Annotated in this window: 11 protein-coding genes, 1 tRNA gene and 1 pseudogene; 10 read left to right on the top strand and 3 right to left on the bottom strand. The window is 60.1% G+C overall.

What is annotated here, in order from left to right; all coding sequences use genetic code 11:
• The first annotated feature begins 53 nt into the window (after nt 1-53).
• The 10 genes from AB4N84_RS20010 to AB4N84_RS19965 all read left to right on the top strand — a co-directional run bounded on the left by AB4N84_RS20010 (nt 54) and on the right by AB4N84_RS19965 (nt 8,300).
• The gene (locus tag AB4N84_RS20010) at nt 54-803 is read left to right on the top strand and encodes a 3-oxoacyl-ACP reductase family protein (protein ID WP_460042793.1); all 750 of its coding nucleotides are present in this window, start codon (nt 54-56) and stop codon (nt 801-803) included.
• A gap of 165 nt (nt 804-968) precedes the next feature.
• Nucleotides 969-1,058, top strand: a tRNA-Ser gene (locus AB4N84_RS20005).
• Nucleotides 1,059-1,518: 460 nt separating this feature from the next.
• Complete coding sequence (locus tag AB4N84_RS20000; RefSeq protein WP_460042792.1) at nt 1,519-2,013, top strand: helix-turn-helix domain-containing protein; 495 nt, start codon at nt 1,519-1,521, stop codon at nt 2,011-2,013.
• A gap of 73 nt (nt 2,014-2,086) precedes the next feature.
• Nucleotides 2,087-2,518, top strand: a complete 432-nt coding sequence (locus AB4N84_RS19995; protein WP_460042791.1) for a DUF4124 domain-containing protein — start codon at nt 2,087-2,089, stop codon at nt 2,516-2,518.
• 115 nt (nt 2,519-2,633) lie between these two features.
• Nucleotides 2,634-3,032 (top strand): YybH family protein, encoded by a 399-nt coding sequence (locus tag AB4N84_RS19990; RefSeq protein ID WP_460042790.1) that lies wholly within the window; start codon nt 2,634-2,636, stop codon nt 3,030-3,032.
• Nucleotides 3,033-3,231: 199 nt separating this feature from the next.
• Nucleotides 3,232-4,734 (top strand): purine-cytosine permease family protein, encoded by a 1,503-nt coding sequence (locus tag AB4N84_RS19985; RefSeq protein ID WP_460042788.1) that lies wholly within the window; start codon nt 3,232-3,234, stop codon nt 4,732-4,734.
• Between the two features lie 174 nt (nt 4,735-4,908).
• Nucleotides 4,909-5,202, top strand: coding sequence for a DUF6388 family protein (locus AB4N84_RS19980; RefSeq protein ID WP_460042786.1), 294 nt, complete (start codon nt 4,909-4,911; stop codon nt 5,200-5,202).
• A gap of 145 nt (nt 5,203-5,347) precedes the next feature.
• Entirely contained in the window at nt 5,348-6,037 is a 690-nt protein-coding gene (locus AB4N84_RS19975) for a crotonase/enoyl-CoA hydratase family protein (protein ID WP_460042785.1), read from the top strand.
• A gap of 442 nt (nt 6,038-6,479) precedes the next feature.
• Nucleotides 6,480-7,256, top strand: coding sequence for a lysophospholipid acyltransferase family protein (locus AB4N84_RS19970; protein ID WP_460042784.1), 777 nt, complete (start codon nt 6,480-6,482; stop codon nt 7,254-7,256).
• A 72-nt stretch (nt 7,257-7,328) separates the two neighbouring features.
• Nucleotides 7,329-8,300 carry a magnesium and cobalt transport protein CorA gene (locus AB4N84_RS19965; protein ID WP_074755114.1) on the top strand — a complete coding sequence of 324 codons (972 nt, stop codon included), beginning with the start codon at nt 7,329-7,331 and terminating at the stop codon, nt 8,298-8,300.
• Nucleotides 8,301-8,414: 114 nt separating this feature from the next.
• Here AB4N84_RS19965 and AB4N84_RS19960 read toward each other — a convergent pair whose 3' ends face one another.
• The 3 genes and pseudogenes from AB4N84_RS19960 to AB4N84_RS19950 all read right to left on the bottom strand — a co-directional run bounded on the left by AB4N84_RS19960 (nt 8,415) and on the right by AB4N84_RS19950 (nt 12,714).
• Complete coding sequence (locus tag AB4N84_RS19960) at nt 8,415-9,137, bottom strand: amidotransferase (protein WP_074755116.1); 723 nt, start codon at nt 9,135-9,137, stop codon at nt 8,415-8,417.
• Nucleotides 9,138-9,287: 150 nt separating this feature from the next.
• A complete protein-coding gene (locus AB4N84_RS19955) occupies nt 9,288-11,429 on the bottom strand; it encodes a 3-hydroxyacyl-CoA dehydrogenase NAD-binding domain-containing protein (protein ID WP_460042782.1) in 2,142 nt (713 codons plus the stop codon).
• Between the two features lie 80 nt (nt 11,430-11,509).
• Nucleotides 11,510-12,714 (bottom strand): annotated as a pseudogene (locus tag AB4N84_RS19950) (acetyl-CoA C-acetyltransferase).
• Between the last annotated feature and the right edge of the window lie 295 nt (nt 12,715-13,009).

Here is a 13,009-nt window from a genome sequence, read left to right as displayed (position 1 = left end):
GCAACAGATACTGAACCCATCCACTCACTGATCAACGGTTACAGGAGATCGACATGACTCACCCCACCAACCTCACCGGCAAAGTCGTACTGGTTCAAGGCGGCTCTCGCGGTATCGGCGCCGCCATCGTCAAACGCCTGGCCGAACAAGGCGCCGCCGTGGCCTTTACCTTCGTCAGCTCCGAAGACAAGGCCCGCGCCCTGCAGGACCACATCACCTCCGCTGGCGGCAAAGCCCTGGCGATCAAGGCCGACAGCGCGAACGAACAAGACATTCGCGGCGCCGTCGCCAAAACCGTGGACGCCTTCCAGGGCCTCGACATCCTGGTCAACAACGCAGGCGTACTGGCGGTCGCGCCGCTGGACGAGTTCACGCTGGAAGATTTCGACCGGACCCTGGCCATCAACGTGCGCAGTGTCTTCATCGCCAGCCAGGAAGCGGCCCGCCACATGGGTGACGGCGGTCGCATCATCAACATCGGCAGCACCAACGCTGACCGCATGCCCTTCGCCGGTGGCGGCGTTTATGCCATGAGCAAATCGGCACTGGTCGGCCTGACCAAAGGCCTGGCACGGGACCTCGGCCCACGCGGCATCACCGTCAACAACGTACAACCCGGCCCGGTCGACACCGACATGAACCCGGCAAACAGTGACTTCGCCTCATCGCTGATGGGCCTGATGGCCGTGCCTCGCTACGGCAAAGCCGAAGAAATCGCTGCAATGGTTGCCTACCTCGCAGGCCCCGAAGCGGGCTACGTCACCGGCGCCAGCCTGACCATCGACGGCGGCTTCGGCGCCTGATCCAGACGCCCGGACCCACCACGCCCCGCCCCGCGCTTTATAAAGAAGCCGGGGCTTCATGCTTTACTGCTTAACCGCATGAAAATTCTGAAAAAAAGTTTTGCCTTCGCGAGAGCTTTCGACTACATTAGCGCGCCTCGACAGACTGAACGTCTGAAGAGATACGGTGAAGTGTCCGAGTGGCTTAAGGAGCACGCCTGGAAAGTGTGTATACAGGAAACTGTATCGAGAGTTCGAATCTCTCCTTCACCGCCACATTCGATGTAAACGAAACCCCTGAGATTCCTCGAGAATCCAGGGGTTTTTCGTTTCTGGTGACCCATTACGTGTCCGCCAGAGAAAGACTCGAAGCCGAGCCCTTGCCCACCGCGCCCAATAATTCAAACGAGGGTCACGTCCACCAGCGTGAACGCCGTTTTGCCCCAATCCCCTCTGCGCGCTGCCGCGCTTCTCCCATCCGTGCGGATGAACAGCCCATCCGATACGGTGTATTTTTGGGCTTATCCCTCCGTCCGCACAGATATTCAGCCGCAGGACATCGGAAAGAACGTCGTAGTGTCAATTGACCAGCTAATGTCTATCCGTTGCTTTCTACTTTAGAGGTAACCAGTTAGTACGAGGCTAGTTCTACAAAGATTACCCAGCCCGTATTCCGGCCCCCATTGCGCGCCCTATTAGAAGAAAACCAGGGCGTGGATCTCGCAGGAGTAGGTTGATGAACGGTATTGGCAAACGCCTGAAACAGGAAAGGAAACGCTTGAAGCTGACGCAAAGTGCCCTCGGAGCCATCGGGGGCGTAGAGGCCAACGCTCAAGGTCATTACGAAAGTGGACAGCGTCTGCCCAGAGCCGACTACCTCTTCCGTATCGCCGCGGCAGGCGTCGACATAAGCCGCGTGGTGACAGGTATCGATTCGCACAATCGAATGGAGGTGCCGCTGTTGCCCAGCGTGCCAGCAGGGCATAACGGGTACACCGACGACGAACAAGACAGCACCGAGAGCGTGGTGAAAATCATTGGGCAGCTACGGCAGAGCCTGTGGGTCACCGCCAATGCGTTGTGCGAAGTCACCCGGCTGGTTGATTCCAGAGAGGTGCAGAAAAACGGCGATCATGTCGAGGACCATTTACGGGTTCTGCAGGGCGATGCTGACATGTTCGTTGCATTGGCGTTGGCCAGGGTGCAAAAAGCGAATCACGAAACGCATTGAGGCCAACGGCGCGCCGCTGACAGCACCCTCCCGCAAATGGTAGCCTTGCGCCATAACAGGGAGGGTTCTTTCGATGAGACGGTTTGCAGGCACACTCGCCATGCTCGCGCTGGGCGCGTGCGACGTTGCCACTGCGGACGTGTTCAAGTGCATGACCCACGATGGCAGGGTCAGCTTTGCCTCCACGCCGTGTCCGAGTTATGTGGGCGATACGTTACCGTTGCGCCCTGCACCGTCGCGGCTTTCCAGTGACTGGGAGGAGGCTGACTTTCCGCATCGGGTGAACAAGAACGCCACTGAAATCCTGCAAGTGAGCCGCCGCAGGAAGATCATCATCACCAACGAAAAAGAAATCTCCGACCACATGCAGGCCATTCGGCCCCCTCCTCCCGGCGTTCCGTCGACCTGTGTCGCGCCACACTACGACAGCGCGTGTTTCGACCCCTCCGGCGGCAAGATTCGGCAACCGGTAAAGGGCAATCTGTTTCAGTCCGGCGCCAAATAAGACGGCCCTTAGTTCTGGTTTTTCTGAACTGAATATTTATCGGGAACGATGTGACCGAATGTGAGAGCTGCTTAAAGTCATGCCCCATCGCCAGAATCACAACAACGAGACGGCCATGACCTCCACCGTGCACCGCAAAGAATACGTCCAGCAAGCCGCCGATGCGCTGATTGCTGCATTCGCCAGCAATGACACCGAAGCCTACTTCGCCGCCTTCAGCGAAGACGCCACCTTCCTGTTCTATACGCTCCCCACTCCGTTGCTCTCCCGCGCCGCTTACCGAGAAGTGTGGAATGGCTGGCAAGCCGACGGATTTGCAGTCATCGACTGCCGGTCGAGCAACGTCACGATCAGCCTGCAGGGCGACGCGGCGGTGTTCTTCCATGACGTCACCACCCATGTGAGGTTCGGCACCGAAGAGCGCCATTTCAACGAGCGCGAAACCATAGTCTTCCGCCACGACGGCAGCCAATGGCTGGCCTGTCACGAGCATTTGTCGACGCAACCGGATTAATCGACGCGTCGCTCGGGTAAGCGTGCCGTTAGAGCGCGCTGCCTGGAAGAATCAATCACAACAAGCACAACGTTCCACCCGCACTTACGGTCGGTTTGTCGACCACTGCCAATGCCACGGCCGGATACCCATCGGCCAACAATAAGGGCCAGCCCTCGTGCCAGCCTTATAACAACACGACAGCGCGCAGGAATACGTCATGTCTCAATCCCCTACCCGTATCGAAACCTTTGGTGTCGAACAGATTCCAGACGATCAACGCGATGCGTCACCCATCGACCTGTTCCGCCTGACGTTCGGCGGTGCCAACACGTTCGCCACCGCCGTCCTTGGCAGTTTTCCGGTGCTGTTCGGTCTGTCGTTCCAGGCGGGCGTCTGGTCGATCATTCTGGGCATCGTGCTGGGCTCCATCATCCTTGCGCCGATGGGGCTGTTCGGCGCACTCAACGGCACCAATAACGCGGTGTCTTCGGGCGCGCATTTCGGGGTACATGGCCGGATCGTCGGCTCGTTCCTGTCGTTGCTGACCGCCGTGGCGTTTTTCTCGTTGTCCGTCTGGAGTTCGGGCGATGCGTTGATTGGCGGTGCCAAGCGCATGGCCGGGCTGCCGGAAAACGACCTGACGCTGGCGGTCGCCTACGGCGTGTTCGCGGTGCTGGTACTGGTGGTGTGCATTTATGGCTTCCGCTTTATGTTGTGGGTCAACAAGATTGCGGTATTCGCCTCCAGCCTGTTGTTCCTGCTCGGCATCTTCGCCTTCAGCGGCAGCTTCGACGCAGGCTTTGCAGGCACGGTCAACCAAGGCAGCGAAGGCTTCTGGGCGGCGTTCATCGGCGCGGCCCTGCTGGCGATGAGCAACCCGGTTTCGTTCGGCGCGTTCCTCGGTGACTGGTCGCGCTACATCCCGCGCAACACGTCGAAGAAACGCATCATGGCCTCCGTGTTCATGGCGCAGATCTGCACCCTGATCCCGTTCCTGTTCGGCCTTTGCACCGCCACCATTGTCGCGACGCAAGCGCCGCAGTACATCACTGACAACAACTATGTCGGCGGCCTGCTGGCCGTGTCGCCGAGCTGGTTCTTCCTGCCGGTGTGCCTGATCGCGATCATCGGCGGCATGTCCACCGGCACCACCTCGCTCTATGGCACGGGTCTGGATATGTCGAGCATGTTCCCGCGCCTGCTCAACCGTGCCCAGGCGACGATTCTGATCGGCATCGCCGCCATCGCCTTCATCTTCGTCGGCCGTTTCGCCTTCAACCTGGTGCAGAGCGTGTCGACCTTCGCCGTGTTGATCGTCACCTGCACCTCGCCCTGGATCGTGATCATGGTGCTGGGCCTGATCATCCGTCGCGGTTTTTACCATCCGGCCGATTTGCAGGTGTTTACGCGCGGCCAGAGCGGCGGTCACTATTGGTACGAAAATGGCTGGAACTGGCGCGCTCTGGGCGCCTGGATCCCGAGCGCAGCCGTAGGCCTGTGCTTCGTCAACCTGCCGGGGCAATTCGTGGGCCCGTTGGGCAACCTCGCGGGCGGCATCGACATCAGCCTGCCGATCACGCTGGGGCTGGCCGCGTTGCTTTACATCACGCTGCTGCGCACGTTCCCGGAGCCCGTTGGCGTCTACGGCGACCACCAGCCGCATCCGCTGCTGGGTGACAATGCCCATCGGAACGTGAAAAAGCCGATGGTCATCGGCTGAGTCACCTTGCGCTGTTAATAAGGGCTCACCACAGGTGAGCCCTTTTCATTTGCAGCACCGACAAACGGCCCGCGTGTGGCTGGCATGCGCTGCGGACATCCCGCACAATCGGGCCTCACGTCAACATCCCGACAATAGAAAATGTCAGCTCGACCCACAGGAGATCTACCTCACATGAATAAAGAAGAATGGATCGAAGCTGCCCTGCCGTATTACATCTTGACCAACCCGGCTCTGCTGGCAGAGATATCAGGCCTTAGCGAGAAAGATCAACTGGATCAGATTCTATGGGCCTTCGAGGACGAGGCCGAAGCCTTGAACATTGAACCCTGGGAGTTGGCTCTGGACTTCAGCGACAAATCAGAAGACGAAGTGAAGGCGCTGCGGCTGGCTGTCCATCAGGAAGCCGCCAAGACGCTGGAAATGGATTGGGAAGAGTACTGCGCGCTGAACGCTGTCGAGGTATAACCCCGTTCCTCCCTCCTTCGGGCCGCGCCCTTCACTGCCCTTCACGCGGCCCGATTTCCTGACTCATCGGTCACCCTTTACGCTTTACCTCGCCCGTTCGGGTGGGTAACGTCTGCGCCACTTCAAAACAATAAGGACTCGTCCCATGAGTGATTTGGTCGCGTATCAGCTGGACGACGGCGTCGCCACGCTCACCCTGAGCAACGGCAAGGTCAATGCCATCAGCAACGAGGTGATCGCTGCGTTCAACGCCGCGCTGGACCAGGCAGAAAAGGACCGCGCCGTCGTGATCATCACCAGTGGCCCGGGCATCCTGTCCGGTGGCTACGACCTGAAAATCATGACCTCCAGCCCCGAAGCGGCAATGGATCTGGTGGCCGCTGGTTCGACCCTGGCGCGCCGGATGCTGTCACACCCCTTCCCTATCGTGGTGGCGTGCACCGGGCATGCTGTGGCGAAAGGCGCCTTCTTGTTGCTGTCGGCCGATTACCGCATCGGCGTCGAAGGCCCGTTCAGCATCGGCCTGAACGAAGTGCAGATCGGCATGACCATGCACAACGCCGGGATCGAACTGGCCCGTAATCGCCTGAACACCAGTGCATTCGGCCGATCGGTGATCAACGGCGAGATGTTCGACCCCAAAGGTGCCCTGCAAGCGGGTTTCCTCGACAAGGTTGTCGCCCCCGAAGAACTCACCGACGCCGCCCGCACCGTGGCCTTGCAGTTGAAGAAAATCAACATGAAGGCCCACAAGCAGACCAAGCTCAAAGTGCGCAGGGACTTCCTCGAAACGCTGGACAAGGCGATTGAGCTGGACCGGCAGCATCAGTTCTAAGCATCAGTTCTAAAGACTCCTTGCTGCACGGCGCCTTCGCGAGCACTGCGGTGTGTCAGTCGACATCTTCACGGCTGACCGACCGATTCGTCAGCAAGCTGACTCCCGGGTTTTGTGCTCAGTCGGTCATCAGTGCTCTGGGCAGCAACATCCCTGTTTCTGCCCGAAGGGCGTAGCTCGACGCTCGACGCAGAGCGTCGATCCCTGCATTACCACGCGGAGCGTGGGAACGATCAGGTAATGATCAGGTATTTGGGAGCGCACGTGCTTCTGCCCGGAGGGCGTGGGAGTCCGGCGTGCTGCGGACCGTGATCGAGCGGTCTGCCGCTTCCCCTGTGAAACATTCGGTTAAATTCGTCGAACACCATCTGTCTGTCTGCCATTTGCCGAATTAAGTGCACATCCGTACACTGCGCCACCTTTTGTTTCTCGAGTGGTTTGCATGCTGTTTGTCTTGCGTATGTTGCTGATGGGGCTGCACTTCATCGTGGCCGGAATACTGGGTTTGTTGCTGGGCATTTGCCGTCCGTTCAACCCCGACAACAGCCGTCTGTGCGCCCGCCTGTATGCGTTACCGGCGATGTGGATTCTGCGTCTGCGCCTCAACGCTGACATGGGTGCGCAGTTTGACCAGACTCGCCCCTGCGTGATTGTCTGCAACCACCAATCCAACTACGACCTGTTCATTCTCGGCAACATCGTCCCGCCGCGCACCGTCTGCATCGGGAAAAAAAGCCTGAAGTGGGTGCCCTTTTTCGGTCAGTTGTTCTGGCTGGCGGGCAATGTGCTGATCGATCGTGGCAACCCTCTGCGGGCACGCCTGTCGATCCGCCAGACCACCGAAACCCTGCAGCACAAGGACACCTCGATCTGGGTCTTTCCGGAAGGCACGCGCAATAAAGGCCAAGGGCTGCTGCCGTTCAAACGCGGCGCCTTTCAAATGGCCATCGACGCGGGCGTGCCCATTGTTCCGGTGTGCGTCAGCACCTACGTGCGCGACATGCAATTGAACGCCTGGAACAGCGGCAGCGTGATGATTCGCGCCCTCCCGGCCATCGCCACGACCGGCATGACCAGCGACGACATTGCGCAATTGATCGAGCGGTGCCACGGCCAGATGCAAACCTGCATCGAGCAGATGGACGCGCAGCTTCGCGCCCCTGCCACCGTCGCCCAAACCGTTGCTGAACAGCTTGCACAAAACCCGCGAACTCGCTGAATCTCGCCGACTCTGAAGAGGAGAGCGCGCTAAGCTGCGCGTAGTCCCTTTTAAGAGAAGAAGCAGATCACCATGGGCCGAGTTGTCGCTGCCGCCGTTTACAGTGCCGGGAAAAAAGTCACCAACATCACCCTCGACGAAGGGGCTGCCTGGGCCGCAAAGCCCGGGCATTTTGTCTGGATCGGCCTTGAGCAGCCCAATGCTCAGGAACTTGCCACCCTGCAAAAACAGTTCTGCCTGCACGAGCTCGCCATTGAGGATGCGCTGGAGGTTCACAGCCGCCCCAAGCTGGAGACCTTCGGCGATGCGCTGTTCATCGTCACCTATGCGCCGATCCGAGAGAACGGCAAGCTGATCTTCATCGAAACCCACATCTTCGCCGGCAAGGGCTACATCATTACGTCGCGCAACGGGGACTCGAAGTCCTACGGCCTGGTGCGTCAACGCTGCGAGGCGCGGCCCTTGCTGTTGGAGCACGGGGAAGATTTCGTGCTGTATGCCCTGCTCGACTTCGTGACCGAGAACTACCAGCCGGTGACCGAAGCCATTCATTGCGAACTCGAAGAACTCGAGCACGGCGTGCTGAGCACCGAGCTCAACGAGTCCGATATCCATCGTATTCACGCCCTGCGCCGAGACTTGCTGCGCCTGAGGCGTTACGTGGCGCCCATGGTCGAGATTGGCGAGGAGTTGCAGAAGCTCAGCTTCCCGTTCATCGACAAGAACATGCGCCCGTATTTCCGCGACGTGGAAATCCATGTGAAGCGCCAGATGGAAGACCTGGCCAATCTGCGGGACATTGCCAGTCAAACGATTGAAATCGGCCTGCTGCTGGAATCCTCGCGGCAAAGCCTGACCCAGCGCAAATTTGCCGCCTGGGCCGCGATTCTGGCGTTTCCGACCGCGATTGCCGGGATCTACGGGATGAACTTCCAGAACATGCCCGAGCTGAGTTGGCACTACGGCTACTTTGCCGTGCTGGGCGTGATTGTCGGCGGATGCGGTGTGTTGTTCGCGAGCTTCAAGCGCTCGGGTTGGCTGTAAAACGCAGCCGATTACTGTGGGAGCGAGCTTGCTCGCGAATGGCGGTCAAACCGATACGGATCTGGCGATCGTACGTCCGTCTTCGCGGGCAAGCGCGCTCCTACAGGTAATGCGTTAGGCGACCTGCGGCTTGTTCGCCACAAACCGCATCATCCACTCGGCCACCGTCGCGCCGTGATGATCCTCTTCCAGGCTGGCGATGCCCTTGCTGTAGACCTGCTCGCCCAGTGCGTCCTGACGAATGTCGAGCAAGGTGCGCGAGTAATCGTGGATGAACTCCGGGTGGCCCTGGAAGCACAGCACCTGGTCGTTGATGTGATACGCCGCGAACTGGCAGAACTCGCTGGAGGCAATGACCGTCGCGCCTTCCGGCAACGCGGTCACTTGATCCTGATGGCTGATCAACAACGTGAGCTTGTCCATCGCCGGGCTCATCCACGGCTTGGCAGGCGCCAGATCGTAGTGATGAATGCCCACGCCCCAGCCCTGAGTCGCGCGCTCGGTTTTACCGCCCAGCAGCAACGCCAGCAACTGATGGCCGAAGCACACACCCAACAGTTTGTCGCCACGTTTGTAGCGTTCCAGCAGGTAGGTCTTGAGGGTCTGAATCCACGGGTCGGTGCCGAAGGAATCAGCCTTGGAGCCCGTGATCAGGTAAGCGTCGAAGCGCTCGTCATCAGGGGGATAGTCACCCTGCATCACGTTGTAGACGACAAATTCAGCGGGGATAGGCTGGCGGGAAAACAGTGACTCGAACATCCGCCCATAACCTTGATATTGATCGACCAGTTCCGGGCGAAGAACGTCGGTTTCCAGAATGCAGATGCGTAACGACATAAAAATCCCTGAAGCGACAAAGGCGAAAATGCGCACGCCCAAGCCTGCCTTGAAGCCACAGGCAAGGCAAGGGCCGTGTGCGCCCTGTCGTCAGTCAAGGCTGAACCGCCGCTGTACCGTTTTGAAGTCGATACAGCGACCGTGCCACGGTCAGTACAACTCGCCCTTGAGCGCCTTTTCCAGCAGCAAGGCCGGAGGCTGGAAACGCTCGCCGTAGTGCTCGGCCAGGTATTGCGCGCGGGCAATGAAATCCTTGAGGCCGTACTGGTTGATGAATTGCAACGCGCCGCCGGTCCAGGCCGGAAAGCCGATACCGAAGATCGAGCCGATGTTCGCGTCGGTGGTCGAGCGCAGTACGCCCTCCTCGACACAGCGGACCGTTTCTATCGCCTGAATGAACAGCAGGCGATCACGAATCTCCTGCCCGGCAATCTGAGCGTCGGCGTTCTCGAACCGCACCTTGAGTTCAGGCCACAACCGTTTAGGCGCGCCGTCGGGGTAATCGTAGAAGCCGCCACCCGCCGCCTTGCCTGCACGGTTGTACTCATTGAGCAGCAGATCGATCACCGCAGTGGCCGGGTGGTCCGTCACCGCCTCGCCTTGTGCTTCCAGGTCCTTGCGCGCTTGCTGGCGGATGTGGCTCATCAGGCTCAACGACACCTCGTCCGACACCGCCAGCGGCCCGACCGGCATCCCGGCCTTGCGTGCTTCGGTTTCGATCATGACCGCCGAAACCCCCTCCCCCAGCATCGCGATGCCTTCGTTGGTGAAGGTCGCAAACACCCTGGAGGTAAAGAACCCACGAGCATCGTTGACCACGATCGGGGTCTTGTTGATCTGTTGCACGAAGTCGAACGCGCGGGCCAGGGTCATGTCGTTGGTGCGCGCGCCCTTGATGATTTCCACCAGCCGCATCTTGTCCACCGGGCTGAAGAAATGCATGCCGATGAAACGTTCCTGCCGGCTGACCGCGGTCGCCAGCCCGGTGATGGGCAAGGTCGAGGTGTTGGATGCGATCACCGCGTAGGGCACAACCACCTGTTCAGCGGCCGCCGTCACTTGCGCCTTGAGGTCACGGTCTTCGAGCACCGCTTCAATGATCAGGTCGCAGCCTTCCAGGTCACTGTCGCGGCCCGTGGTCTTGATGCGCGCCAGCACCGCATCGCGTTGCTCAGCGCTCATGCGGCCCGTGGCAACCTGCTTGTCCAGCAGTCGCACCGAGTAGTCCTTGCCCTTCTGGGCCGTGGCCAGATTGATGTCCTTGAGCACCACGTCCACGCCGGCCAGGGCGGTGACGTAGGCAATGCCACCCCCCATCATCCCCGCCCCCAGAATCCCGACCCTGCGCATGTGATACACAGGCGGTGCCTTGGGCCTGGACTGGCCCGCGTTGAGTTCGTTGAGTTGAAACCAGGTGCCGATCATGTTCTTCGAGATCTGGCCCGTGGTGAGTTCGGTGAAATAGCGCGCCTCGATCTTCTCGGCGGTGTGAAAGTCCACCTGTGCGCCTTCCACGGCGGCGGCGAGGATCTTCTCGGGTGCCGGATAACACCCGTGGGTCTTGCTGCGCAGTATCGACGGCGCAATCGCCAGCATCTGCGCGACCTTGGGGTGCGACGGCGTGCCACCCGGAATCTGGAAGCCCGGCCGGTCCCACGGCTTGCTCGGCGACGGATTGGCCAGAATCCATTCCCGCGACTTGGTGAGCAAATCATCGACGTCACTGGCGAGCTGATCGACCAACCCGGCCTTGAACGCCTGCTGCGCGCTCAGGTTTCGCCCATCCATCAGCAACGGCAGCGCTTTTTCCAGACCCAGCATCCGCACCAGCCGCACCGTCCCGCCACCGCCGGGGAGCAACCCCAGCGTGACCTCCGGTAAACCGAGGCGTACGTGTTTTCCATCAAGGGCGACGCGGTGGTGACAGGCCAGGCAAAACTCCCAGCCACCGCCCAGCGCCGCGCCGTTGATAGCAGCGACGACCGGTTTGCCAAAGGTTTCCAACGCCCGAAGTTGCGCCTTCAGGTCCATCGTCATCTGGTAAAACCAGGCCGCGCGTGAGGCGTCGACCTGAATCAGTTCGTTGAGGTCACCACCGGTAAAAAACGTCTTTTTCGCGGATCGGACGATCACCCCGACCAGGGAGTCCTTGTCCGCGTGCAAGCGAGCAAGCACCTCGTCCATGGCCTGACGATACGTCGCGTTCATGGTATTGGCCTGCTGGCCGGGCATGTCGAGCGTCAGCGTGAGGATCTGATCAGGGCCGATTTCGTACTGGATGGCATCAGTCATGCGGTCGTTCTTCCTGAAACTGTTTTTAGGTCGTGAGCTGCCGGAATCAGCGGCAGCGAGGGCTCGCCGGTTCCGAGCAATCAGATCCGCTCGATGATCGTCGCAATGCCCATGCCGCCTCCGACGCACAGGGTCGCCAGGCCATAGCGCAGTTGCCGCGCTTCAAGCTCGTCCAGCAGCGTGCCGAGGATGATGCAGCCTGTCGCACCGAGCGGATGACCCAACGCAATGGAACCGCCATTGACATTGACCTTCTGCGGATCGACGCGCAGGTCCTTGATGAACTTGAGCACCACCGAGGCAAAGGCTTCGTTGACTTCGAACAGATCGATGTCTTCGACCTTGAGCCCTGCCCGCGCCAAGGCTTTTCGGGTCGCTGGCGCGGGCCCGGTCAGCATGATGGTCGGATCGGTGCCGGTCACGGCCGTCGCCACGATTCGGGCGCGAGGTTGCAGGCCCAGTTCTTGTCCTTTTTCTCGGAACCCAACAGCATCAAGGCGGCGCCGTCCACGATGCCCGAACTGTTGCCCGGCGTGTGCACGTGTTCGATGCGCTCGACATGGCTGTACACGCGCAGCGCCGTGGCGTCATACCCCATCTGGCCGATGGCTTCGAAGCTGGGCTTGAGCTTGCCCAGACCTTCGAGCGTCGTGTCGGCACGGATGAACTCATCATGGTCCAGCAACAGCAACCCGTTCTGGTCCACTACGGGGACCAGCGAGCGGTCGAAGGCGCCGTTCTGTCGGGCGAGCGCCGCCTTCTGTTGCGACTGCAGGGCAAAGCCGTCGACGTCTTCACGACTGAAACCTTCCAGCGTCGCAATCAGATCGGCGCCGATGCCTTGCGGGGTGAAGTGCGTGTGCAGGTTGGTCTGAGGGTCCAGCACCCAGGCGCCGCCATCGCTGCCCATGGGCACGCGGGACATCGATTCGACGCCGCCGACCACCACCAGATCCTCAAAGTCGGAACGTATCTTCATCGCGCCCAGGTTCACGGCCTCAAGGCCCGACGCACAAAAGCGATTGACCTGAACACCCGCCACGTTGACCGCCCAGTCAGCGACCAGCGCGGCGGTCTTGGCAATGTCTGCGCCCTGATCGCCCACCGGCGTCACGCACCCCAACACGATGTCATCGACCTGGCGGGTGTCCAGCCGGTGACGCGACTGCATCTCACGTAACAACCCCGCCAGCAAGTTCACCGGTTTGACGCTATAAAGCGCGCCATCGGGTTTGCCTCGGCCTCGCGGTGTGCGCAACGCATCAAAAATAAACGCCTCGGTCATCGTTCCCCTCGCTGCCCTGCTGGAAATTATTGTTCGGGTGACACCATAACGGTCACACAGATGCTTTCAATGATCAAACTGCTCAGGTCGCTTGACTGCCGTGAAGGGTAGCCCGTTGTAGGAAGTTTCGGACTCAGACGAACGGTAGCTGGCTATCGGACGTGAATCGTTTCGGCTCAACGTGTCTAGCAAGGGAATAGCTGCGTGGTAGCCATGGGCCTTATCATCTTTTTAGCTAAAAAATGCATAAGGTCATACCAAACAGATCTAAAGCGCGCCGCACGCGGGCTCTAAG

Source organism: Pseudomonas sp. S2_H01 (assembly GCF_054668305.1).
The sequence above is the reverse complement of the archived record's forward strand: the minus strand, read 5'-3'. Positions and strand labels throughout refer to the sequence as shown.

Excerpts from the sequence above, each read along its gene's own strand:
- AB4N84_RS20010 (WP_460042793.1), top strand. The coding sequence starts at position 54 with ATGACTCACCCCACCAACCTCACCGGCAAAGTCGTACTGGTTCAAGGC.
- AB4N84_RS20000 (WP_460042792.1), top strand. The coding sequence starts at position 1,519 with ATGAACGGTATTGGCAAACGCCTGAAACAGGAAAGGAAACGCTTGAAG.
- AB4N84_RS19995 (WP_460042791.1), top strand. The coding sequence starts at position 2,087 with ATGAGACGGTTTGCAGGCACACTCGCCATGCTCGCGCTGGGCGCGTGC.
- AB4N84_RS19990 (WP_460042790.1), top strand. The coding sequence starts at position 2,634 with ATGACCTCCACCGTGCACCGCAAAGAATACGTCCAGCAAGCCGCCGAT.
- AB4N84_RS19985 (WP_460042788.1), top strand. The coding sequence starts at position 3,232 with ATGTCTCAATCCCCTACCCGTATCGAAACCTTTGGTGTCGAACAGATT.
- AB4N84_RS19980 (WP_460042786.1), top strand. The coding sequence starts at position 4,909 with ATGAATAAAGAAGAATGGATCGAAGCTGCCCTGCCGTATTACATCTTG.
- AB4N84_RS19975 (WP_460042785.1), top strand. The coding sequence starts at position 5,348 with ATGAGTGATTTGGTCGCGTATCAGCTGGACGACGGCGTCGCCACGCTC.
- AB4N84_RS19970 (WP_460042784.1), top strand. The coding sequence starts at position 6,480 with ATGCTGTTTGTCTTGCGTATGTTGCTGATGGGGCTGCACTTCATCGTG.
- AB4N84_RS19965 (WP_074755114.1), top strand. The coding sequence starts at position 7,329 with ATGGGCCGAGTTGTCGCTGCCGCCGTTTACAGTGCCGGGAAAAAAGTC.
- AB4N84_RS19960 (WP_074755116.1), bottom strand. The coding sequence starts at position 9,137 with ATGTCGTTACGCATCTGCATTCTGGAAACCGACGTTCTTCGCCCGGAA.
- AB4N84_RS19955 (WP_460042782.1), bottom strand. The coding sequence starts at position 11,429 with ATGACTGATGCCATCCAGTACGAAATCGGCCCTGATCAGATCCTCACG.